The organism is Paenarthrobacter sp. GQ52 (assembly GCF_059759005.1).
This window is the reverse complement of record NZ_JCAXEJ010000032.1, coordinates 1-22729: the sequence shown is the minus strand read 5'-3', so window position 1 is coordinate 22729 and position 22729 is coordinate 1. Positions and strand designations below refer to the sequence as shown.

General features: G+C 63.0%; 23 protein-coding genes. 7 read left to right on the top strand and 16 right to left on the bottom strand.

Annotation, left to right across the window (positions count from 1 at the left end; translation table 11 throughout):
• Window positions 1-368 precede the first annotated feature (368 nt).
• From AC6CH8_RS22630 to ftsH, 11 genes are all read right to left on the bottom strand, one after another.
• Complete coding sequence (locus AC6CH8_RS22630) at window positions 369-1886, bottom strand: DHA2 family efflux MFS transporter permease subunit (protein ID WP_420179631.1); 1518 nt, start codon at window positions 1884-1886, stop codon at window positions 369-371.
• Between the two features lie 105 nt (window positions 1887-1991).
• Window positions 1992-2894 carry a pantoate--beta-alanine ligase gene (gene panC, locus AC6CH8_RS22625; protein ID WP_420179630.1) on the bottom strand — a complete coding sequence of 301 codons (903 nt, stop codon included), beginning with the start codon at window positions 2892-2894 and terminating at the stop codon, window positions 1992-1994.
• 5 nt (window positions 2895-2899) lie between these two features.
• The gene (locus AC6CH8_RS22620) at window positions 2900-3808 is read right to left on the bottom strand and encodes a Rossmann-like and DUF2520 domain-containing protein (RefSeq protein ID WP_420179629.1); all 909 of its coding nucleotides are present in this window, start codon (window positions 3806-3808) and stop codon (window positions 2900-2902) included.
• On the bottom strand, window positions 3801-5390 hold the full coding sequence (locus tag AC6CH8_RS22615; RefSeq protein ID WP_498192438.1) for a PH domain-containing protein: 1590 nt from the start codon (window positions 5388-5390) through the stop codon (window positions 3801-3803). Before AC6CH8_RS22615 ends, AC6CH8_RS22620 begins: the two co-directional genes overlap by 8 nt.
• Complete coding sequence (locus AC6CH8_RS22610) at window positions 5387-5899, bottom strand: PH domain-containing protein (RefSeq protein WP_091464529.1); 513 nt, start codon at window positions 5897-5899, stop codon at window positions 5387-5389. Before AC6CH8_RS22610 ends, AC6CH8_RS22615 begins: the two co-directional genes overlap by 4 nt.
• Window positions 5880-6401: a DUF3180 domain-containing protein gene (locus AC6CH8_RS22605; RefSeq protein ID WP_420179627.1), complete on the bottom strand. Its 522-nt coding sequence runs from the start codon at window positions 6399-6401 to the stop codon at window positions 5880-5882. Before AC6CH8_RS22605 ends, AC6CH8_RS22610 begins: the two co-directional genes overlap by 20 nt.
• On the bottom strand, window positions 6398-6943 hold the full coding sequence (gene folK, locus AC6CH8_RS22600) for a 2-amino-4-hydroxy-6-hydroxymethyldihydropteridine diphosphokinase (RefSeq protein WP_091464525.1): 546 nt from the start codon (window positions 6941-6943) through the stop codon (window positions 6398-6400). The genes AC6CH8_RS22605 and folK overlap by 4 nt, the downstream gene beginning before the upstream one ends.
• Window positions 6940-7299, bottom strand: a complete 360-nt coding sequence (gene folB, locus AC6CH8_RS22595) for a dihydroneopterin aldolase (protein ID WP_054808667.1) — start codon at window positions 7297-7299, stop codon at window positions 6940-6942. The genes folK and folB overlap by 4 nt, the downstream gene beginning before the upstream one ends.
• A 12-nt stretch (window positions 7300-7311) precedes the next feature.
• Window positions 7312-8217 carry a dihydropteroate synthase gene (folP, locus tag AC6CH8_RS22590; RefSeq protein WP_498192437.1) on the bottom strand — a complete coding sequence of 302 codons (906 nt, stop codon included), beginning with the start codon at window positions 8215-8217 and terminating at the stop codon, window positions 7312-7314.
• Between the two features lie 5 nt (window positions 8218-8222).
• On the bottom strand, window positions 8223-8858 hold the full coding sequence (gene folE, locus AC6CH8_RS22585; protein WP_026005412.1) for a GTP cyclohydrolase I FolE: 636 nt from the start codon (window positions 8856-8858) through the stop codon (window positions 8223-8225).
• Window positions 8859-8868: 10 nt separating this feature from the next.
• Window positions 8869-10938: an ATP-dependent zinc metalloprotease FtsH gene (gene ftsH, locus AC6CH8_RS22580; RefSeq protein WP_420179625.1), complete on the bottom strand. Its 2070-nt coding sequence runs from the start codon at window positions 10936-10938 to the stop codon at window positions 8869-8871.
• Window positions 10939-11607: 669 nt separating this feature from the next.
• Here ftsH and AC6CH8_RS22575 point away from each other — a divergent pair.
• Window positions 11608-12585, top strand: coding sequence for a hypothetical protein (locus AC6CH8_RS22575; RefSeq protein ID WP_498192436.1), 978 nt, complete (start codon window positions 11608-11610; stop codon window positions 12583-12585).
• Window positions 12586-12605: 20 nt separating this feature from the next.
• Here AC6CH8_RS22575 and AC6CH8_RS22570 read toward each other — a convergent pair whose 3' ends face one another.
• From AC6CH8_RS22570 to dacB, 5 genes are all read right to left on the bottom strand, one after another.
• On the bottom strand, window positions 12606-13445 hold the full coding sequence (locus tag AC6CH8_RS22570; RefSeq protein WP_498192435.1) for a hypothetical protein: 840 nt from the start codon (window positions 13443-13445) through the stop codon (window positions 12606-12608).
• A 199-nt stretch (window positions 13446-13644) separates the two neighbouring features.
• The gene (hpt, locus tag AC6CH8_RS22565; protein ID WP_011772910.1) at window positions 13645-14196 is read right to left on the bottom strand and encodes a hypoxanthine phosphoribosyltransferase; all 552 of its coding nucleotides are present in this window, start codon (window positions 14194-14196) and stop codon (window positions 13645-13647) included.
• A 31-nt stretch (window positions 14197-14227) separates the two neighbouring features.
• The gene (gene tilS, locus AC6CH8_RS22560; RefSeq protein WP_498192440.1) at window positions 14228-15298 is read right to left on the bottom strand and encodes a tRNA lysidine(34) synthetase TilS; all 1071 of its coding nucleotides are present in this window, start codon (window positions 15296-15298) and stop codon (window positions 14228-14230) included.
• A 92-nt stretch (window positions 15299-15390) separates the two neighbouring features.
• Window positions 15391-16512, bottom strand: a complete 1122-nt coding sequence (locus AC6CH8_RS22555) for a zinc-dependent metalloprotease (RefSeq protein WP_498192434.1) — start codon at window positions 16510-16512, stop codon at window positions 15391-15393.
• A 59-nt stretch (window positions 16513-16571) separates the two neighbouring features.
• Complete coding sequence (gene dacB, locus AC6CH8_RS22550) at window positions 16572-18017, bottom strand: D-alanyl-D-alanine carboxypeptidase/D-alanyl-D-alanine endopeptidase (RefSeq protein WP_498192439.1); 1446 nt, start codon at window positions 18015-18017, stop codon at window positions 16572-16574.
• Between the two features lie 147 nt (window positions 18018-18164).
• Between dacB and AC6CH8_RS22545 the strand changes: the two genes are divergently transcribed.
• The 6 genes from AC6CH8_RS22545 to AC6CH8_RS22520 all read left to right on the top strand — a co-directional run bounded on the left by AC6CH8_RS22545 (window position 18165) and on the right by AC6CH8_RS22520 (window position 22577).
• Entirely contained in the window at window positions 18165-18653 is a 489-nt protein-coding gene (locus tag AC6CH8_RS22545; protein WP_014920365.1) for an inorganic diphosphatase, read from the top strand.
• A 178-nt stretch (window positions 18654-18831) separates the two neighbouring features.
• Window positions 18832-19812, top strand: a complete 981-nt coding sequence (locus AC6CH8_RS22540; RefSeq protein WP_091464513.1) for a hypothetical protein — start codon at window positions 18832-18834, stop codon at window positions 19810-19812.
• Window positions 19809-20615 (top strand): hypothetical protein, encoded by an 807-nt coding sequence (locus AC6CH8_RS22535; RefSeq protein ID WP_091464510.1) that lies wholly within the window; start codon window positions 19809-19811, stop codon window positions 20613-20615. Before AC6CH8_RS22540 ends, AC6CH8_RS22535 begins: the two co-directional genes overlap by 4 nt.
• A 46-nt stretch (window positions 20616-20661) precedes the next feature.
• Window positions 20662-21297 (top strand): hypothetical protein, encoded by a 636-nt coding sequence (locus AC6CH8_RS22530; protein ID WP_420179622.1) that lies wholly within the window; start codon window positions 20662-20664, stop codon window positions 21295-21297.
• Window positions 21284-21919, top strand: a complete 636-nt coding sequence (locus AC6CH8_RS22525) for a hypothetical protein (RefSeq protein WP_498192433.1) — start codon at window positions 21284-21286, stop codon at window positions 21917-21919. Before AC6CH8_RS22530 ends, AC6CH8_RS22525 begins: the two co-directional genes overlap by 14 nt.
• A gap of 58 nt (window positions 21920-21977) precedes the next feature.
• Window positions 21978-22577, top strand: a complete 600-nt coding sequence (locus AC6CH8_RS22520) for a hypothetical protein (RefSeq protein ID WP_091464502.1) — start codon at window positions 21978-21980, stop codon at window positions 22575-22577.
• Window positions 22578-22729 lie beyond the last annotated feature (152 nt).

Here is a 22729-nt window from a genome sequence, read left to right as displayed (position 1 = left end):
TATCTTTCCGCATCAGCGGCGGCGACTCGAATAACTTTACACGCGCCCAACCCCCACACCAAATCCACCCCAACACCACCCAAAACCCCCGCAAACACAAGGAAAACACCCCCCAACACCCCAAACCCAGCCCAAAACAGCAACCACAGATTTCAGTGAAGCCCGTCACAGAACCAACCCCCCACAACACTCGCCGCAGAATCCAACACCCAACCACCGCCGTCGAGCCTCACCGACCCGGCAACACGCACCTTTAAAGCAACAACGCTCCCCCACCAAAAGTGAGAAAGCGTTGAGCTCAAAGCCTAGGGATGTGAGGGAGCGTCCAGCTCAAACCCGAGGGAAATGAGAGAGCGTCGAAAGATGGGTTAGTGGCCCCCGTGCCCTCCGGCACCGTCGGTCTTGCGCATCATGGCGCCGAGCACTACAGCGGCCACGGCGATGACGGTCGCTGCCAGGAATGCTGTCTGCATGCCGGCTACCTCGCCCGAAGACGCAGAAACCACAGCATAGATGGACACGAGCAACGCCGTTCCGGCTGCACCTGCGACCTGCTGAGCGGTGCTGATGATCGCCGAACCGTGGGAGTAGAGGTGCGGAGGCAGCGGGTTGAGGCCAGTGGTGAATGCCGGCGTGAACAGCAGGGCCAGCCCAAGGCTCAGGGTGACGTGCAGGGCAATGACCCAGCCGAGCGCACTTCCCTCATCCAGACGCGAGAACTGCCACAGTGTCAGGACCATGAGTACTGAGCCCGTTACGGTCAGCGGCAGGGGACCCACTTTGTCGAAGATGCGCCCGATGACCGGCCCCAGCAAGCCCATGGCCAAACCACCCGGCAGCAGAGCCAAACCGGTCTCCAAGGGCTGAAGGTGCAGTGTGTTCTGGAGGTACAGCGGCAACAGGATTACGCCGCCGAACAGGGCCATCATCGCAACGACCATCAGCAGCGTGGAAACCGTGAACATGCGGAACTTAAAGGCGCGGAGATCCAGCAGCGGGGCATCGGACTTCTGAAGCTTCAGCTGCCGGAAGACAAACAGTGCCAGGCAGAGAACACCGACCACCAGTGCGATGACGGGAACAACGCCTGCCTCAGCGCCACCGATCTGGCTCAGGCCGTAAACCAAGCCACCAAACGCGGGCACGGTAAGGATCACCGAAGGAACATCCAAAGTGGTCTTCTCGCGCTCCCCCACGTTGGTGAGGTACTTGGCGCCGATGGCGAAAGCGGCCAGGGCAACCGGCAGCACGAACACGAACATGAAGCGCCAGGAGAAGTGATCCAGGATGATGCCGGAAACGGTGGGTCCCATGGCCGGCGCGACTGAGATGGCGATGCTGACGTTCCCCATGACGGCACCGCGCTTGGACATGGGCACCAGAGTGAGAATGGTGGTCATCAGCAGGGGCAGCATGATGGCAGTACCACCTGCTTGGACGATGCGGGCAAGCAGCAACACCAGGAATCCGGGCGCCAATGCGGCCAGCAACGTTCCACCGCTGAAGAGTCCCATGGCAAGCATGAATGCCCCGCGTGTGCTCATCCGCTGCAGGATGAACCCAGTGGTGGGGATGACGACGGCCATGGTCAGCATGAAGCCGGTGGCCAGCCACTGCACAGTGGACGCGCTTACCTGAAGGTCCGTCATGAGGCGCTGGAGGGCGACGTTCATGATGGTCTCGTTGAGGATCACCACGAAGGTCGCCACCAGCAGCGTGACAATGACGGTCACGGATTCGCGTGACATCTTCCCGGACACTGGGGCGTGCGAGACGGGGGCCGTTGACCCCGGAGCCTGCGGGGCTGCGGCATCTGCAGAGATGACAGTGCCGGAAGCGCCGGATTCAGGCTTTCCGTTGGCGTCGGACGTGACGTCGGTAGACATGAGGATTCCCCAAGGTTTGGTTTTGGTGTCCGGCGATCTGTGCCGGTGAAGACTAAAACAGTCTAAGCGCCCATCCAATTCCCGTCAGCAGAAAAATTCCAAACGTTAGGAGAACAACGGAGCGTTGTCGATAAGCCGCACCGGTCCCACCTTGGCGGCAATGATCGCCAACCCCTCACCGCGGAAGGGGGTCTCCTTGCAGTTCTCAGCGAGCGGCTCCAACGTGACGGGATCGACGACGTCGAAATAGTCCAGTTCCACCAGCGGCTGGGACTCCACAAGCGCCACAGCGGAATCGAGGTCGAGCGGTTCGTGCGCGTTTGCCCGGGACTCAATGAGGCGCAAAGCCCTCGATAACACCAAGGCGGCTTCGCGTTCTTCCTCGGAAAGGAATCGATTGCGGCTGGAGAGCGCCAAGCCGTCCTCGCTACGAACGATCGGCACGGGAACAATCTCCACAGGGAAGTTCAGGTCCGAGACCATGCGCTTCACCAACGCCAACTGCTGCGCGTCCTTCTGCCCGAAGTAAGCCCGGTAGGCCGCCGTCGTGCCGTCCGCCGAAGCACCTCCGGGTAGTCCGTAGTGCAACAGTTTGGCCACTACGGTGAGTGCGCCGTCGAAGTGTCCGGGACGCGAGGCGCCTTCCCACTTGTCGCCGAGCGGGCCTGACGTCACCCGAACCAGAGGCTGTCCTCCGGGATAAACCTCCTCAACGGACGGCGCGAAAACCAGGTCCACACCCTCAGCATCAAGCAGTGCCATATCGGCGTCGAGCGTGCGCGGGTAGCGGTCCAGGTCCACGGCGTCGCCGAACTGAAGCGGGTTCACGAAGATGGTGGCCACCACCACGTCATTCTCTTCCACTGCGGTCCGGGCAAGTGCCGCGTGACCCGAGTGCAGTGCACCCATGGTGGGCACCAGCCCCTGCGAACTTCCATCTTTGGCGGCCAGTAGTTTGGCGCTCTCGGCCCGCAGTTCGGTCGCGGTGGTCACGAGTTTGATGGCCATGCTGTTCAGTTTCCTTCCGGCGCTTTGGGTTCGGCGCCCAAGGCCTCGTTTATCTCGGTCAATTGTTCGGGGCGCAGCAGTCCGCGATTTCCCGCCCTGCGCGCAGTGGCCCGCGCCATGGCCTGGTAGGCCGCAAGAACATCCCCGCCAGCGCCGCCGTCGTACTCCTTCAGCGCCTGGGCGTGCGCGGAAACCGTACCCACGTCCCCACGCGCTACGGGACCGGTCAGCGCGGATTCGCCGGACGCGAGAGCGTTCTCGAGCGTCGCGCGCAGCAGCGGACCAAGCATGGCCTCCGGAGTTTCGACGCCGATCTCCCGCAGCATCTGCGATGCCTGCGCCACCAGCGTGACCATGTGATTTGAACTGTGCGCGAGGGCTGCGTGATAGAGGGTACGGTCGGCTTCAGCAATCACCACCGGCTCTGCGCCCATCTCCACCACCAGCGCCTGGGCGATCGGCAGCATGGCAGCATCGGCGGTGACCCCGAAAGTGCAGTCCATGAGCCGGGTCAGATCCAGGCTCATGCCTGTGAAGGTCATGGCGGGATGAAGTGCCAGCGGTATCGCACCGACCGTACGGACCGGGTTGAGGATCCCGACGCCGAACCGGCCTGACGTATGCGCCACCAGTTGACCGGGCTGCCAGGCTCCGAGCTTGGCCAGCCCCGCGACCAACTCGCCGAGGGCATCGTCCGGGACGGCAAGCAAAACGAGCTCGGAGCGCTCCACGATGTCCTGAATCTCCAGGATCGGGACGCCGGGAAGCAGGTTTTCTGCCCGCTCGCGGCTCACCTCGGATACAGCAGAAACCCCGACGACGGCGTGCTCGGCTGCGCGCAAAGCGGCACCCAACACGGCCCCCACCTTGCCTGCGCCGATGATGCCGACTCCGAGTCGTCCTGGCCTAGCCATCGTTGCGGTCCTCCTGTTGCGGTGAAGTCTGGGGTTGTGTGGGATCAGCGAGTTGTTGCGGTTGAGCCGCTTGCGCTGGAATCGTGGCTGCGACCTCCGGGGCCTGCGGAGCCACTTGCGCCAGCCATTGTTCGCTGGTTTGCCTCTTCCGTGCTTCCCGGGCACGGGCGGCCTGCTGATCGAAGAGTTCCACAGCCTGCTCTACTCCGGATTGGAACACTCGTGGAGATACCGGACCTGCCGTCGTGTGGAGGACAAGATCAGCTACTCCGAAGCGCCTCGCCCACGGGCCCTGGTGAAGCGCCATGGATTGCGTCCGCTGGTGCGGAACCATGACCAGCTTGTGCCACCAGCGGCCGGATCGGATCAGCAGCGCGGTTTTGGTGGCAAAGAAGCCGTTGCGCCGCCAGCCCAGCGGGGCCAACAAACGTGCGCGGCGGGGAGTGGTGATGAAGCCATCGCCCGGCGCCGCGCCAGCTCCTGCCGGCCCTAGTCCATCCAGCCCAGCGGTGAACACGCGTTCCGGATCCTCAACTCCCGGATCAGGCAGCACCAACGACATCATCCGCAGGACATCGGACTTCATGCCAACAGGAAGCAACATGGTGCGGGCAGCCCCTTCGGTACTGCCCGAAACCCCGTAACCCGCAACATTCACGTGTATCCGATACCAGCCGAAGATCCTCCACAGAGGTGGCTGCGTCACCATGAGCGCTTGGATGCGTCCGGGAGGCAAGGTCTGCGCCTGAGTGTCCAGGAGGCCGTATCGAAGGCGGATACCGTCCGGCGAGATTGCAGCCGTGAAGTTATAGCCCTTGTTGAAGGAGTTCCAGTACGCGGCCCCGATTCCCAGAATGCCCGGGATGAGTGCCAGGAACAGTGTTTGGTTCTGCGTGAAAACGGAGACAATAACCACCACGGCGGCGCCGGCCAGAATTCCGATGGTCTGCTCGCTCAGCAGCAAGGAACCGATGAGCCGGGACGGCGGGACTGACAACACAACATGCTCGGGAGCTTCCGGAATTTCCTCTGTCGTCTCAGGCCCACTGACCACACCCGCCGCCCGGGCAAGGATGGTGGCACGCAGCTGCTTGGCCTGGTCAAGCGGGAGGTAAGCGAGCCGCACTGCCGACTCGCCGGCGTCGGCCACTTCAAACTTGAGCTCAGCGAGCCCGAAAATCCGCGCCAAAAGCGGCTGCACAATGTCGATTGCCTGGACACGATCCAAACGGGCCTGACGTTGCTGCTTGAACAGGAAGCCGGTGTTGACGCGGACATAGCCTTCGGCCACCTGGTAGCGCGTGAAGTACCAGCTGAGGATGAAACCGCCCACCGTCAGCAGCAACACCACCGCACCGCCGGCCAGGAGCCACGGCACCCGGCCGCTGAGGTTCGGATCCAGGAAATCCCGGCCCTGCAGCATCCGCTCGAAAGCGTCCCGGCCAAAGAAGAAGCCGACGGCGGCCAGCGCCACCCAGCCGCGAACGAACGGTGACGCGGGGTGGACGCGGTTCCAGCCGCCGTCGCCCTTTGCTTCCGGCTTGCCCGGGAGGCTCTCAGTTGCGTTGTTCTCCAGGCTCACAGCCCGGCCAACCTGGCTTCTCCGCGAGCCGAAAGCTGCTCGCGCAAGCGTGCCCCCTCTGCTGAGGGAAGGCCAGGCAGCTGAGCATTGGTTCCCGCTGACGCTGTGTGAAGTTTGAGCGTGCACAGTCCCAAACTGCGTTCAACGGGACCAACCGCAACGTCCACATATTGCATTCGGCCGTAAGGGACCACCATGGTCCGTTGGAAGAAGATGCCACGGCGGATGAGGAGGTCGTCGTCACGCTCGGCGTAGCCGATCGCACGAACTTGGCGTGGAATCAGCACGAGCCGCCACAACGCCAACACCAGCATCACCGCGGGAACCGTGATGGCCAGCCACAACGGCGGCCACCTCCACCAGCCGAGCAGCACGAAAATGAGGGGCAAACTGAGGACCGCCAGCATCACTACGTTGCCGATAGCCCACTCCACTAAGCGAACCGTGACGTACTTCGGGGATACCCTCAGCCACTGGACGCCGGGAGGATCAATCGCCTCGGTATGCATACTCGCCTTCACCTTTAGTTTCGCCTCGACGGGTTTCCGGTCCGGCGGTACCACCTTCCAGGTCCTCCGGCGGGATCCGGCAGAAGCGCTCCACCACGAGTCCAACCACCACCATCACCACACCGCCGCCGCCCATCAGCAGGGCATTCCACAGAATGCCCTCGCCACCGCGCAAACCACCAATACGGAGAAGATCCACCGCGATCCCCGCATGCCAGCCAAGGAGCAGCGTCCCGGCGTAGGCGCAGGCCTGGGCAAGAATCAACGTCCGTGCCGCCAGGATCGGATTGAGCAGGTTCTTCTTCTTACCGTTGCGCCAACGCAGCACGCGGATGCCCATAATGAGCGTGAGCGCGGCGATGACGGCCATGGTCACCAGGGCAGAGACCGGCAGCACCGGCGTGGGCATGCTGAAACGGTTGGTAGTGACTGTAGCCAACCATCCGATGACGGCAGCGATGGCGGCGATGAGCACCAGAACTACGGGGCGCATAGCTTTCATGGCTGCTCCACTGCCCCCGTCGCGGGCACACCGGCCACGTCACCGAAGCCGTCGAAGCGCCGGATGTCCGGCATGTCAGCGGCGACGGCGGCCAGTTCAGCCACGCTTTGGCCGTTCAGTGTGGCATGCGGCTCCAGTAAGGACCACGGGTAGAGCACGAAAGCGCGCTCAGCTGCCCGCGGATGGGGAATAGTCAGAACGGGATCGTCGCTAAGCACCTCACCAAACACGATGATGTCCACGTCAAGCGTCCTTGGGCCCCAGCGCACCTCACGGGTGCGGTGATGCTTCTGTTCCACCGCGTGACAGTGCTTCAGAAGCTCCAAAGGGGTCAAGGTGGTCTCCACAGCCATGACCATGTTCAGGAAATCCGGTTGGCCCTCCGGACCGCCCACGGCCTTGGTCTGCACCACCGGCGATACACCCAGGAGGCGCACCTCCGGCGGGTCCACCAGGTCCGCGACGGCCGTGGAAAGGGTGTCGTTCCGCTCCCCCAGATTGCTGCCAAGAGCCAGAATGGCCTTGGTATAGCCGGACGTCATGATCGCTCCCGGTGGACGCTGACAGTGACGTCGCCAAACGGCACCTCGATGGGTGCCTTGGGCTTGTGGACGGTGACATCGACGGCGGCCACGTTGTAGTTCTCGAGGATGCCCTCGGCAATCCTGACGGCCAGGCCCTCAATGAGGTTCAAGGGCTCGCCTTCGATGTGCTTGGTGATCAGTTCCGCCACTTCACCGTAGTGGGCCGTGTACTGGAGATCGTCCGTCTCAGCCGCTTTGGTGAAGTCCGCGTACAGCACGGCATCCACGACGAAAGGCTGGCCGTCGCGGCGCTCGAAATCGAACACTCCGTGATAGCCGACGGCGGTGACACCGGTCAGCGTGATCCTGTCCACAGCGGTATCCAATCAGCGGGAGATGCGGGCGGCGACCTTGACGGCGTCAAGGCTGGGGCCGACGTCGTGAACGCGGACAGCCCAGGCGCCCTTAGCGGCGCTCAAAGCGGTGATGGCAGCGGTGGCTGCGTCGCGTTCCAACGGCGCAGCGGACTTACCGGCCACTGTCAGGAGGGAACCGAGGAACCGTTTGCGGGAAGCAGCAACCACCACCTTGTGGCCCAGCGTGAAGAGCTGGTCCAGGTTCTTGAGGATCTCCCAGTTCTGGTCCTCGTTCTTGGAGAAACCAATACCGGGATCGACGATGATCTGCTCCGGCGCAACACCAGCTGCATAGAGCTTGTCTCTGACACCGCTAAGCTCAGCCACCACGTCCTCTGAGACGTTGTTGTAATCCGTGAGGCTGTCCATGGTCAGGGCGTCGCCACGGCGATGCGTCAGGATGTACGGAACCTTGGTCCGGGCAACGAGCTCCGGCATGTCCGGTTCAATCGTCAGGCCGGAGACATCGTTGATGATGGCCGCACCCGCCTCAATGGCAGCGGCCGCAGTGGACGTGTGCATCGTGTCGATACTGACCAATGCACCGGCCTTCACCAGCGCCTGGATCACCGGGATGACGCGGCCTTGTTCTTCTTCGGGGGAAACCGGTTCAGCGCCCGAACGGGTGGATTCACCACCGACGTCGATGATGTCTGCGCCTGCGTAAAACATGCGCAGGCCGAGCGCGATGGCGGTGTCCGGTGTCCGGTGAGTGCCGCCGTCGCTGAAGGAATCCGGGGTGACATTGAGGATTCCCATGACGAGCGTGCGGTCCGTTGGCAGGTCCTCGAACCTGGCAGCGGGTCGCGGTTTGCGGAGAATCGGCAACGGGCTTGTGGCCGGGCCGGTTCCAGGTGCTGCAGCGAGGGAGTCCATAGTGCTTACCTTCCGAGTATGAGGCTCATGGCCTCGGCGCGGGTGGCCGGGTCATGGAGTTGACCGCGCACCGCACTGGTGACGGTCTTTGCGCCGGGCTTGCGAATGCCGCGCATGGACATGCACATGTGTTCACATTCGACGACGACAATCGCACCGCGGGGGTTGAGGTGCTTCACAAGCGCCTCGACGATCTGTGTGGTGAGGCGTTCTTGCACCTGCGGCCGGCGCGCGTAGATATCGACCAGCCGCGCCAACTTGCTCAGGCCGGTCACTTTTCCGTCATGTGACGGAATGTAACCAACATGCGCGACGCCGTGGAACGGCACCAAGTGATGCTCGCATGTCGAGTAGAAGGGGATGTCCTTCACGAGGACAAGCTCTTCATGGTCGAGGTCGAACGTGGTGGAGAGGACATCCGCAGGGTGCTGGTGCAGCCCTGCGAAGACCTCGGCGTAAGCCTTGGCCACGCGCTTTGGCGTGTCCAGGAGGCCTCCGCGGTCAGGGTCTTCACCTATCGCCAGGAGAATCTCGCGGACAGCCGCTTCAATGCGCGGACGGTCCACTTTGTGGCCGTGCTTGGAGCCCGCGGCGGAACCGTGGGCGGCGGCGAGGTCGTCGTCGTCGTCGAAATGAGTCACAGCAGAAAGCTTAGCCGTGATGCGGGTGGTCGTTGCCGCCGTCGGGTTGCGGGGCTTGGAATGACTCCTGGCTGCTGACTCCGTGGGCGTGGGGTGCTACTACGTCCAAAGGCTCGTCCAGCCGGGCCTTTTTGGCCTCTTCCTGGGCTTCGCGTTCCGCCTTTTCAGCGCGGGATTCAACGGGCGGGATGGACTGGACCGGACGGGATTCCTTGGACAGCCAGATCTCGCGGAAATCGCGCTTCCGGATGTCGTGGAAGATCTCGGCGATCTCCGTCTGGTTCAGTGTTTCCCGCTCCAGCAGTTCCAGCGCCAGGCGGTCCAAAACGTCCCGGTTTTCCGTGAGGATGGCGTAGGCCTCATCGTGAGCCTGGTCGATCAGACGGCGTACTTCCTCGTCCACAACGTAGGCGATTTGGTCAGAGAAGTTGCGCTCCTGCGCGGCGTCGCGGCCGAGGAACGGTTCGCCACCGCCCTGGCCAAGCTTCACGGCACCAACACGCTCGCTCATACCGTACTGGGTGACCATCTTCCGGGCCGTGGAGGTGGCCTTTTCGATGTCGTTGGAAGCACCCGTGGAGGGATCGTGGAACACGATTTCCTCAGCAACACGCCCGCCCATGGCGTAGGCCATCTGGTCGAGCAGTTCGTTGCGGGTGACCGAGTACTTATCGTCTTCCGGGATCACCATGGTGTAGCCGAGCGCACGGCCACGGGGAAGGATGGTGATCTTGGTGACCGGGGCGGAGTTGCGAAGGGCAGCAGCAACCAGGGCGTGGCCACCTTCGTGGTAAGCGGTGATTTTGCGCTCGAGTTCCTTCATGACGCGGCTGCGTTTCTGCGGGCCGGCCATGACGCGGTCGATTGCTTCGTCCAGTGCGCGGTCATCGATCAGATTGGCATTTGAACGCGCAGTCAGCAGGGCAGCTTCGTTCAGGACGTTGGCCAGGTCCGCGCCCGTGTATCCGGGAGTCTTCTTGGCAACACCCCTGAGGTCGATGCCCGGGGCCATCGGCTTACCCTTGGCGTGGACGTTGAGGATCTGTTCGCGTCCGATCATATCCGGGGCTTCCACGGTGATCTGGCGGTCGAAACGGCCCGGGCGCAGCAGCGCGGGGTCCAGGACGTCGGGACGGTTGGTGGCCGCGATGAGGATGACGTTGGTCTTGACGTCGAAGCCGTCCATCTCGACGAGGAGCTGGTTCAGCGTCTGCTCGCGCTCATCGTTACCGCCGCCGATACCGGCACCACGGTGACGACCAACGGCGTCGATTTCGTCAACGAAGATAATGGCTGGCGAGCTTGCTTTGGCCTGTTCGAAGAGGTCGCGAACACGGGAAGCACCGACGCCGACGAACATCTCAACGAAGTCCGAGCCGGAGATGGAGAAGAAGGGAACGCCGGCCTCGCCGGCGACAGCGCGGGCAAGCAGCGTCTTACCGGTACCTGGAGGGCCGTAGAGCAGCACACCCTTGGGGATCTTGGCGCCAACGGCCTGGAACTTGGCCGGTTCCTGGAGGAACTCCTTGATTTCCTGGAGCTCTTCCACGGCCTCGTCAGCACCGGCGACGTCGGAGAAGGTCACCTGGGGCATGTCCTTGTTGACCAGCTTTGCCTTGGACTTGCCGAACTGCATCACCTTGGAGCCGCCACCCTGCATGCGGGAAAGCAGGAACCAGAACAGGACACCGAGCAGCAGCACGGGGATCAGCAGGGAGAACAGGCCGGAGAACCAGTTGTTCTCCACCGGCTGGTCAGTGAAGCCCTTGTCCGGGTTGGCGTTGGTGACAGCCTTCACCACATCCGGACCACGATCCGTGACGTAGAAGAATTGAACGTTCTTGCCCTTGTCCTGGCCGTCCAGGTTCAGGTTGTCCTTAAGCACCAGGTCAACGCGGTTCTCGGCGTCGAAAATCTTGGCCTGCTCAACCTTCCCGCTTTGGGAAAGGAGCTCGAGGCCGTCTTTGGTGTCAATGCGCGTGGAACCGCCCGGAGCCAGTGTTGCGAATGCCACCAGGAGCAAGCCAACGACGACAACAATCCAGATGCCCGGGCCCTTGAAGAAACTCTTAGCTTTCATCTGATCGGGGTTTTGCCCCGTCCCTCCTGGTAGTGCTGCAAGGCGCAACTTCTGCGCGCGAGTGGTGCTGCTTCAGTTTCAAGCTATACACCGTTCCCAGTAATTCACGCATCGGAAAGTCCAAAAGTTCCCTCTGGGCGTACACAGGATACTCGCGTTGTGCGTGCTGGAACAGGGTTTTGTGCTGCGTTGGGGGCTTCGGCGCGGCGCGTACTGGCGAGGGCGGGCGCACCCATTCACGCCAATCGCCCCCGTAACCACTGGTGCGAACGGCGGCAAAGGGTGCGGGCGTGGCCACTCCTAGCTGCGAAGGGCGGCAAAGGGTGCGGCCATGGCCACTACCGGGTGCGAGCGGGGGAAACGGGTGCGGGCATGCACGGGTCGGTCTAAGCTCCCACTCCCCTTGGCCAACACCACCAAACACCCACCCGCGCACCCATTCACGCCATCCGCACCCGTAACCACTGGTGCGAACGGCGGAAAAGGGTGCGGGCGTGGCCACTCCTAGGTGCGAACGGCGGGAACGGGTGCGAGCGCGCAATTGCATATAGGCCCCAGCTGCGCTGATTGGAATCAGCGCAGCTGGTTTGTTGCGTGGTGCGAATGTTGTTTTCCACATAGCTCAGACTGGAGCTTTCGGCTTCGCCCGGGACCGGGGAGCGTAGACCCATGGCCTTTCAAGAACTCATACTCGCCTCTGACGCGACACGGATTGGACAGGATGCGCGCCAACTCGCGAAGCAGGCCAAACGCGGCGAATTGGTCCGAGTCCGACGGGGCACCTACGCCCGTTCTGCTTATTGGGCGGAATTGAACGAGCGCCAACGGCACGGACTTCAAGCAGCTGCCCTGGTCAATACCACCAGGACCCCTCCCGTCTTTAATTTCCAGACGGCGGCGCTCCTCTGGGGGCTCGGCGTCGTGGGCGTGCCGAAGCATCTGTGCACTGTGACTGCGGACCCAAGCGGTGGTCGATCAAAACATGGGATCCGCAGAAGTTTCGGCGCCTGTGACAGCGGGATAGCCCAGCTCGGCGGATTCCGGGTCACGGATAAGGTTCGCACGACAATAGAGCTGGCCGCTTCCCTGAACTTTGCTGAGGCCTTGGCGGTTCTTGATTCCAGCCGTCGCGACCAAGGGTGGGGGGACGCTCTTGAAGCAAACGATTGGAACAAGGACAAGCCATGGGGTCCTCCGGTGGGCGTGGGCGACCTGGCTGGAGGTGTCTCCTCTCTCATCAGCCAATCAAGAAGACGACGTGCTGGCGCGATTCTCGAATTGTCCTCGGACAAGTCCGAGTCGGTGGGTGAATCCATGAGTCGAGCGCAGATGATTCTGCTCAACTTTCCCGTACCCAGTCTTCAAGGCTCTTTTGCCTTGAGGACCGGACGAACTGCCCGAACAGATTTCTGGTGGCCTGAACTCGATCTGGTGGGGGAATTTGATGGGTACGGGAAGTACCTGAGGAAAAAATTGCGCCGAACCCAGACCATCCAGGAGGCAGTCATGGCCGAGAAAACCCGGGAGAATGGCTTGCGGGCACTGGGGCTTACCGTTGTTCGCTGGGATTGGTCCGACATGATGAATCCAAGGTCGTTCGCACGGATTTTGAACGATGGAGGGCTGCGGTCCCTGCGTGCGGCATGAAGGGTTCGGTCAGGGCCGCGTCAGGCCGACGTTACCGGGAGCACCAGTAGATAGCCCGTGGGCAGGTCAGTGCTCCAGCGACGCGGCTCCCGGACTACGAACTGTGCGGCCAGCTGCTCCGGGGAGAGCAGGCTGTTGGGCTCTGGGGACGGACCCCACTGTCCGCTGCCATAAGGGTAGAGCGGATCCAGGACGTGTACCCCGGTGACTTGAAACTCCGGGAACTGCGCGGGATCACCTATCGACTGAAAACCACTCATGACCCAGGCATGACGACCACTCCACATGACCAACCCCACTGGTCGGCCAGTCTCAGCGATGGCGCGGGCCGCCGTCTGCAGCGTGTCCTCATAGGTGGCGATGCTGACCACGGTATATGGCCCCATTCCAACTTCGGTCAGCACCTGCGCCCAGCCCCGCGGGTTGGCGCCGTTGAAGGAGTTGGATGACCGCGCGCGGGCCATCTCCCACAGTTCGCTCTGCTGCGCGGAGGATGCCCACGAACCGCCCCCGGTATCGTCGATGAGGTTGTGCGCCATCTGAATGCTTGCAGCAACACACCAGTCAAAGGTGTACTGCGGAACGAAGTCCCCCTCTTGGTAGAGGTTAATGGCGAAAGCCTGGGGCGCGGCAGGTGGTGCGGGCGGTGGCGGTGGCGGTGCCGGCGGTTCGGCAACCGCCGACTGCGTGGCAGTCGTTGTCGGGACCGTGACGACGTCACTCGGGGTTGGAGCGACGGAAGAGCTCGCAATTGGTGGGCCGGCATCGGTCTCGGTGACATCGACCGCAGGAGTGCAGGCCGTGAGGAGCGTCGCCATGACGGCGAGCCACGTCAAAAGACGGGCAGGTGCACCGGTCATGGTCCAGTTTAGCGCGAGGGCTTAGCGCACGGGCAGGTTCAGGCGTTCAAGTTCCCGCTACCCGCTTACCGCACCCACTCCCCCCGAACGCACCCCTTAAACCCCAACGCCGCACCCACTCCCGCCAGGCGCACCAGAGGTTACAGGTGCAAACGGCGGAAAAGGGCCCGGCGTGTACGGGTAAACGTAAAGAGCGGGCTTACTCGTAAACGTGCGGGGCCAGGGTGCCCACGAAGTCCAGGTTGCGGTACTTCTCGGCGTAGTCGAGACCGTAACCTACGACGAATTCGTTGGGGATGTCGTAGCCGACGTACTTGACGTCGATTTCCACCTTGGCAGCGGTCGGCTTGCGGAAAGCCGTGCAGATTTCGACGCTGGCCGTGCCACGGGATTCGAGGTTGGACTTGAGCCAGGACAAGGTGAGGCCGGAGTCAATGATGTCCTCGACGATCAGGACGTCCTTGCCCATGAGGTCGGTGTCGAGGTCCTTGAGGATCCGGACAACACCGGAGGACTGGGTGCCCGAGCCGTAGGACGAGACAGCCATCCAGTCCATGCTGACGTGGCTGTGCAGTGCACGGGCGAGGTCGGCCATGACCATGACAGCGCCCTTGAGGACACCGACGATGAGGATGTCGCGTCCTTCATAGTCCTTGTCGATCTGCGCCGCGAGTTCCGCGATACGCGTTTGGATCTGCTCTTTGGTGTAAAGAACGTGCTTGAGATCTGCCTGGACGTCGTTTGAATCCACCAATGGCTCCTGTTTTGATGCTCGGGTGCGGCTACTGTTGGGACGGTTTCTGATGCCGGAATACTAGCTTCCCACAGCGCGCGGCTTCGCGGGGACCGCCCTTGGCTGGATCTCCAGTCGCATCTGCAGCTGAACCACCTGATGTATCAGACCGTTCCTGCTCCAAATCGCTGAGGGACAAACGGTACACACTCACGTGGCCGGGAAGCTCAACGGGCCCTGCCGATCCTTGCCGGCGAAGCAGCGCTTCCGCAGCTTGGAGGCGTCCGTAGCCGGGTTGTTGACCCCCGACGTCGGCCGCCGCCTTAGCGATGACACGGAACCTGAGCGCTGCGGGCAGTTCACGAAGGGCGTCCTCGGGAAGCCAGGCGTCACCGCCTTCCCGCTGGACAAGTGAGAGATAGGTCTCCTTGGCCAGATCTTCGAGGAAATCGGCATCTTGCTGCAGGATGGCAGCGGTCCGTGCCAGAGATTCGGCGACGCCGGGGCCCAGCTTCTCTTCCAACACGGGCATCACTTCAACACGCGTTCGGGACCTGGCGAACGCGGGATCGGTATTGCTGGGATCATGCCAGGGAGACAACTCCTCCACCCGGCAGATTTCCAAGGTCTCCTCCCGACGAAGGCCGAGGAAGGGCCGGAGCAGGCGTCCGCGAACGGGCCGCATGCCAGCAAGGGACCGCGTTCCGGACCCACGAGCCAAGCCCAGGAGTACTTGTTCGGCTTGGTCGTCCAGGGTGTGGCCGAGCAGGATCGCGTCACAACCCAACTGGTCAGCGGCGGACTCCAAGGCAGCATGACGGGCATCCCGGGCCGCAGCCTCGGGCCCAAATCCGGTGGCAGCGACTTCCACAGTGCGCACTTCCACCGGAAATAGTCCCAGTTCGCGCAACACGGCAGCAGTCCGGGAAGCAACTTCCCCGGAACCAGGTTGGAGTTGATGATCCACCACTACGCCTGCCACAGACACTGGGTGTCCGTCCACATGGCCTCGTCTGGCGAAGTAGGCCGCGATGGCCGCCAAAGCCAAGGAATCCGGGCCTCCGCTGCAGGCTACAAGCACATGTGATGGGTAACCCGCAGAAGCCAACCCGTTCTGCAACTGCTTGCGGGCCTTGCCGACGACCGGGGCCAAACGCCCGGGCCGCCGTCGACCCTTACCTGAAGAACCGACGGCGGAACCGGCAGGTACGCTCAAAGCCCCATCCGCTCAAGCCAAAGCCTGGAGTTGTGAATCTCTTCCTCGGTGGGCAGGTAGTCAGCGGATTCCCACACCCGGTTGAAGCCCTCCATACCAGCGACGGCAACAACTTCACGGACGAACTTGGCGCCATCTGTGTACTGGCGCATCTTGGCGTCCAGGCCGAGGAGGTTGCGGATGAACTTCTCCACCACGCCACGGTCCTTGCCACGTTCGTTGAAGCGCTGGCGGATGGTCTTCACGGAGGGAACAATGCTCGAATCCACGGCATCCATCACCACGTTGGCGTGACCTTCGAGGAGGCTCATGACGGCCGTGATGTGGGACAGGGACGCCTTTTCCTCCGGGTTCTGGAGGAGGTCCAGGATGGCGCCACGGCCCGGAGTTTTCTCGGAGGGGTTACGGTCGCGCAGGGACTTGGCTACAGCGCCGGCGCGTTCAACCAACGTATCCATGTTGCCCAGAAGATTGCCGCTGAGCTTCTCGATTTCATCCAGCATGTGGTGCCGGAGCCAAGGCGCGGCGGCGAACTGGACCCGGTGGGTTTGTTCGTGCAGGCAAACCCAGAGGCGGAAGTCGTCCGGGTGAACGTTGAGTTCGCGCTCCACGGAGATGATGTTCGGCGCAACCAACAGGAGCCGGCCGCCCGCGGGAACGTTGGAATCCGGGGCCAGCGCAGCAAAGGGGTCGTACTGGCCGAGGACTTTGCTGGAGAGGAACGCGAGCACGGCGCCAAGTTGGGTGCCGGTGATGGCACCGCTGGCAGCGGCCGCGGCCGGGGTCATCGCGGCTCCACTGCGGCTCTCCACCATCTTCTTCAGCGCGGGCTGGAGCATCACGGAGAAGCTCTGGGTATTCGCCTTGGACCATGAGGCACGATCCACCACCAGAACGTGCGAATCCCGCAGGTCCCTCGCGGCATCCAAGCCGGTAATGTCGTGCACGTGCGGGACGGAGATATCCGCGTTGAAGCGCAGATTGTCCACGGCTTTGCCGATCTCCCCGGCGCTAAGCTCCGGACCGGGAGGGGCAAGCCGGGCAGCCGTAGAGGCGGCCAAGTCCCAATTGATCAGGGACGGGGCCCCTGCTGACGATTCTCGGGCAGAAGACACCATACGGTCCATCACACCACACCAGGCTGACAGTGTGCCTTAAGTTCGCTCCACGCGGAGGGCTAGGCCCGGCACCCGCACGAGGCCAACACCGACGCCGAACGGTCCATGGCCACCTTGTTGCCCGCGGCTCCCGGGTCCAGGCCGTTGCCTATAAAGGAGAACACCAGCAACCGGCCATCTGTATCCACCACGTAGCCACTCAACGCGATCACGGTATTCAATGTCCCGGTCTTGGCGCGCACCAGCCCTGCGCCCTCCGACGTACCTGCCTCGCCGTACCGGTCATTCAGGGTTCCGGTGAGTCCAGCCACGGGGAAACCGTCGAGGGCGGCGCGCAAGGCAAGGTCCGGCCCGCTGGTGATAGCCCGGACAACCTCGGCAAACTGGCGGGCCGTGACCTGATTCTCCAAGGCAAGGCCGGAGACGTCAGCCAACTGCATCGAATCCGTGGCGATCCCCAACTCCGCCAGCTTTTGCCGCACGGCCGCAGTAGCGCCGTCGTACGTGGCCTTTTGTCCGGACGCCAAAGCGGTCATCCGTCCCAGCGCTTCGGCGAGGAAGTTGTCCGAGGACTCAAGCATGAGGTCCACTTGCTCGTTCACAGTGGCGGATTCGGCAGCAGCCAACTCTTGGGCGGGGAGGCCCTTACCGCGTTCGACGCCGGGACTCACCGTCGCGCCGGCCGCCGCCAACTGCTCGGCGAAGGCCTGGGCGGTGGTGATTGCGGAATCCTGCGGTCGGGGACCGGTCAGGACGTCCGGGGCGTAACGGCCGGAGTTCAACGCCAGGGAGAACAATGGCGCGGTTTCGCCGGCGGCGACATCGTCCAGACTCCATGCGGGGTTAAGGGGCGCGCCGCTGAAAAGCGAGTCGTCAACTTGTACGATGATTGGTCCCTGCACTCCGGCCGACGCCAAAGCAGCAGCCGTGTCCGCAGCCAAAGACGCGAGTCCGGCCCGGCCAAGAACAGCTGTGGGCTCGGAAGCGGAAGCGCCCAGTAGAACGTCTCCTCCCCCGGTCAGCACCACTGTGGAGGGATTGTCAGAGGCGAGCACGCGGGTGGTGAACCGCGACTCGGGACCGAGCGCCTTCAACGCAGCGGCTGCGGTCAACAGCTTCATGTTCGAGGCCGGGATGCGGTTGGCGTTGGCTTCGCGATCGAAAAGGATCTGGCCCGTGGACGCGTCCATCACCACGCCGCTGATACTGCCCGCACCGTCCGGCTTGAGCGTGGCGTCGAGCAGCTTTGCGACCTCACCCGCAACGGGGATAGGCGCCGACGCATCCAACGGGAGCACACTGTCAGCCCCCGAGAGGCGGTCCGGCACCTGCTGCCAGGAGGGAATGGGTGGTGGGGGCTTGGGGAAACTGAGCAGGTTCGGAAACATCCCCGCAGCCACAACGGCGCCGAGGCACAGCAAAACGGTGGTCAGTAGCACCGGCCATGTAAAGCGCCCCCACGCCGCGGGCACCCGTTTGCGGGCACCCCCGTTTTTAACGCCCATCATGGAAGTTGCTTGGTCCTGTCAGTCCTGAAATGTCCCCGCCGGTTCAAGAAACCCGGGCCTCTCGCTATATCCTCAATAGTAGTCGGCGGCGCTGGCTGCGCTTTTGCCTGCCGCGCCCCACCCACACCCGTCAAGGAGCATTCCATGAAACACGACGTGACCATCGAGATCCCCAAGGGATCGCGCGTCAAGTACGAAGTTGACCACGAAACCGGCCGTGTCCGCCTGGACCGCGTCCTGTTCACCTCCATGCAGTACCCCACGCACTACGGTTTCTTTGAGAACACCTTGGGCGAAGACGGCGACCCGCTGGACGCATTGGTGCTCCTGCAGGACTTCGACCTGCACCCGGGCGTCATCGTTGAATCGCGCCCCATCGGCGTCTTCAACATGACCGACGACGGAGGCGGAGACGCCAAGGTGCTCTGCGTCCCCGTTGACGCACGTTTCGACCACATCCAGGAAGTCAGCGATGTCAGCGAATTCCTGGTCAAGGAAATCGAGCACTTCTTCACACGCTACAAGGACTTGGAGCCCGGCAAGTGGGTCAAGGCTGAGGGCTGGGGCGACCGCGCCGCTGCCGAAGCCGAGCTGGAAGCTTCCATCAAGCGCTTCTCGGCCGAAGGCCACTGATTTACAGGCTCTAAACGCCTGACGCTCGACGGCGGCTGGTGCGGTTCCTCAGGGACCCACCTGCCGCCGTCGTTCTTTAACGGTTTATGCACATGGGCATGTCTCCCCATCGCGGCAGCTTGCGGGTCCGCCTAGGCTGGGACCAGACTTTTCGATGCATGTTCACAGGGGGTTCCATATGGCTGGGTTCTACGGCGCGGACATCGCGCAGCTTCGCAGTCTGGCGGGTGTGATGGGCAAAGCCGCCGACGCCATCAGCCTGCAAAGCACGCAGTTGTCCAACGCCATCAACTCCACCACGGCGTGGCAAGGCCGGGATGCCACGGTATTCAAGGGCGACTGGAACAGCCAGCACCGGCAGAGCCTTATGAAGGCCGCCAACATGCTGCGCGAAAATGCGGGCCAGCTGAAGAAGCACGCCAACCAGCAGGAGTTCGCCAGCCACAATGATGGTTCAGGCACCTCGGTTGGTGTCCTCAAGGACGTCTACGACACCGCCATGGGCGTCAAGGGTTTGGCCGCTCCGCTGTGGACGGCGTACAAGTACCTCAAGCTCGGCAACGCAGAATGGGTGAAGACCCGCGAAGTCCTGACCAATTGGCGGGCCGGCGGGACAGTGGTCCGTGACGCCATGACCGCGCTGCGTAACGGTGAGAAAGTCACTGATGTCCTCACCGACCTCAAAGCCAACATCCCGTACAGCCAGGCCTTCCAGGAGGCGAGCAAGTTCTCCAAAGGCCTTCGCATTGCCGGAGCCCTGGCGGCGCCGCTCAACATCGTGGGCGGCATCAGCGACATGATCAACCCCGAGCACGATGGCTGGCGTGGCACTGGTGACCGCGTCGCCGGCGGCTTATCCGTGGTCGGCGGCGTTGGCAGCATCATGCTCATGACAGCCGGCGGCGCGGCACTCCTGGGGCCGATCGGCGCTCCCATCGTGATCGGCGCCGGCATCGTTGCGGGCGCTTGGGCGTTGGGTAACCTCGTAGCCGACAACTGGGACTCCATCAGCAACTTCGCCCGCAACCCCGGCAGTTACATCGCTGACGGGGCCAAAGAGGTGGCAGGCTTCGCCAAGGACGTAGGCAGTAAGGTGGCAGACGGGGTCAGTGACGCCGCCAAGTCAGTCGGAAACTTTGTCGGAGGGATATTCGGATGACCACCAGCACCATGAAATGGACCCAGCGGGACATTGAGGCCGCGGCCAAGGTCCTTGCCTCGGCCAGCGCGATCGGCGCCCCTTTGCCAACGCTGACCGATGAAGAAGTTGTGGCCCTGGACGGTGTTCAGCATGAGCAGCTTGTTGCCCTGCCGTGGCTTTCTGCCCAGGACGCAAGCAAGGAACTGATGTGCGCTATCGCGTTGCGTGGCCTGCTCGCCAAGGAACTCGTTTACCCGGTGGTCTTCGAGGGTGAAACCGAGCCCTCGCGTTTGCACGCCACCGAAGAAATCACGGGCGCACTCACCCTGCGCCGCAGCGGCAGCAGCGTAGTCTCCGTGGAACGCACCGTGTCCACCGGCAAGCGCTGGCTCTACGGCTACCTGCACGATGAAGGCGTTCTGCTCGAAGAAGTGGACGAAAGTGGCCTGCACGGCTTCACCGTTGTCACCCGCGATCAGCTGGTTCCGCGCCTGGCCGAGTTCGTAGACCCCCAGCAGGCTGCAGCCCGCGACACCGAACCTACCCTCTACACGGAAGCCCAGTTCGAGGCGCACGCCGCCACGGCCTTGGCCGACACCCAGGCCGCCAGCAACGTAGTGGCCTTCAACTCCAATACCAACGAGTTCCCCACGGTTACCGTGTACACCGGCCCCTCCGGCGTTCACGTGCTGACACCGCGTGTGGAGGGTTCCCCGCAATCAGGCCTCTCGGAGCAGACCGAATCGGTGTCCTTCGAGCTGCAGGAAACCTCAGCACCATCGTTGGCCCGCGTCCTCGGTGGGCTTGCGGGACTGGCCTGACGCTAAGCACCCAAGCCGTACACCGCCGTCGAGCTGAAAGCCCCTCATGAGCACTTCGAAGTCCACCACCCTCACAGGCCTGCTTGACGCTGTCAACGGCCGCCCCGTTCGCCGCCATCCTGAAACCGGCGCGTACTTCGTCAAGGCCTCGGGAGGCGCCCACTTCTGGGGCCGAGTGCTGGACGCCTTGGTGTTCCTTGTTGGCTACATCATTCTGGCCGTGATCCTCGCGGTGGTCAGGGAATCCATGATGAACAGCGGCTCGGCACTCGGGTACAACGACGGTTTGTGGCTGACGCTGTATGTTGTCCTGTGGTTCGTGGGTCTATTCGCTTACGGCATGATCTGGGGCTCCGCGGGCAGCGTTGGCGACGCCGCAGCCGGCATGCGCTCAGTTCGGATCAAGAACGGCACGACGGCGGGAGCTTGGTTGGGCGGTTGGCGTGCCATCTGCTGGTCCTTCTTCCCGTTCTTCGTGGTGATGCTCATTGCCTCCGCAGTAAGCGGCGGCGGAGACGACACTTGGGACCCGAAGTTCGCAGCTATTGACCGGCGCTCGGGAATCGCCCAAGGCCAGCCTCCAGTCCCGGACCCCAAGGTGACGGCCGCAGATCAGGCAGCCGAAGCGGAGCGGCGGAACCTGCCCAACCTCTACGGCCAGCGTCCGGATGCGCGGCCGTAATTGGCTGGTTCGCCGGGTGGAGCGCAGGCTCGAGCCTGAGCTTGGCCAGCTTCGCTACGTCGCATCCTCTCGCAGGATCTTCTGGAAGGCGTTCATCCCCTGCTTGGTAGTGGGCTTCGTTTTCGGGACCGTTGCCGAATTCGTCAGCCCAATTCGCTCCACCAGGGAGGCCGGGCACTTCAACGATCCGGTACTGTTCGTCACCGCAAGCGTCCTCACCGGCTTGTTGCTGTGGGGCATGACTTTTCTTGGGAGCTTCCGCAAACTGCTGGTTTTTGACCGCGGGATGGTGGCCAAGTACTCCCAAAAGCAGACACAGGTGCTAATTCCCTGGAGTGACATCGCGCCCGGGAGCCTCAAAGCGCTGACCACGGCTGACGGCAGTGATCCCGACCGCCGATTGGTGGCCCGCCAGAAGGTTTCGTTGGGTGCCGGCGGACGCAATGCCTTGGTTTTCCAAGCCCGGGAAACCTTCTGGGTCTTCGCCTCCGACGAGGATCCGCGGCCCTTGGTCATGGCAGTCCAGGAAAGTCTTCGTCAGGCAGGAATGGCCGATGCCGTCCGCGCCACATCAGGTGCGTTGCCCGCCGTCGTACTGACCGGGCGAACGGCGCTTGACTGAACAGCAGGCAAATTTTGCCCTTGCAGAGCTGCTACCAGCCGGTAGCATGTGATCAACTATGTTCACTCTCACCATCAACCAACGCGATAGCCGCCGCGACGGCGACCTCGTACCGCAGCTGCTCAAGGACCTGCGGCACATTCCCGCGAGGCTCGACTTTGACCGCTCGGTTGAGGATGAGGTGCAGGGAATCGTCGAATGCAGCCACCAGGCTGTGGAGACGGCCCTGATCGCACTCCGGACAGGCCAGTGGTACGTGGGAATCGGCGTGGGGCCCATCAATGAGCCGCTGCCCAACCTGGTCAAGGATGCCTCGGGGCATAGCCTCGTTTACGCCCGGCGGGCTGTCGATCGACTGCGTAGCGGCAAGGAACGTATTCCCGTAGCAGTTGATGGCCCCCTCCCGGCACTGGCTTCTGAAGCCGAAGCCGTGCTGCGGCTCCTCGGGCACATCGTGCTTCATAGGAGCGCGGCTGAATGGCGTGTGCTGGATCTGCTTACTCCGGGTGTCCGGGGCCAACAGAAAGCCGTCGCCCAGGAGCTCGGCATTACTACCCAAGCCGTGAGCAAAGCCTTGGCACGCGCGCAGTGGGCAGAGGAACACGCCGCCCGTCCAGCCGCCGCCCGCTTGCTGCAGCTGATCCTCGAAGTGCGCTGATCCAAGACCGGGCGCAGCAAACCCAGCTGAGTCGCAGTTGAGGCCGTTTTGAGCGTTCAAAACGGCCTCTGCTGCGACTCAGACTCTTCTATGTCTGTCAAGCCGCGGTTGTCAGTTCGGATGAGGCACTAAGGGTCCGGTAGATGCGGCGG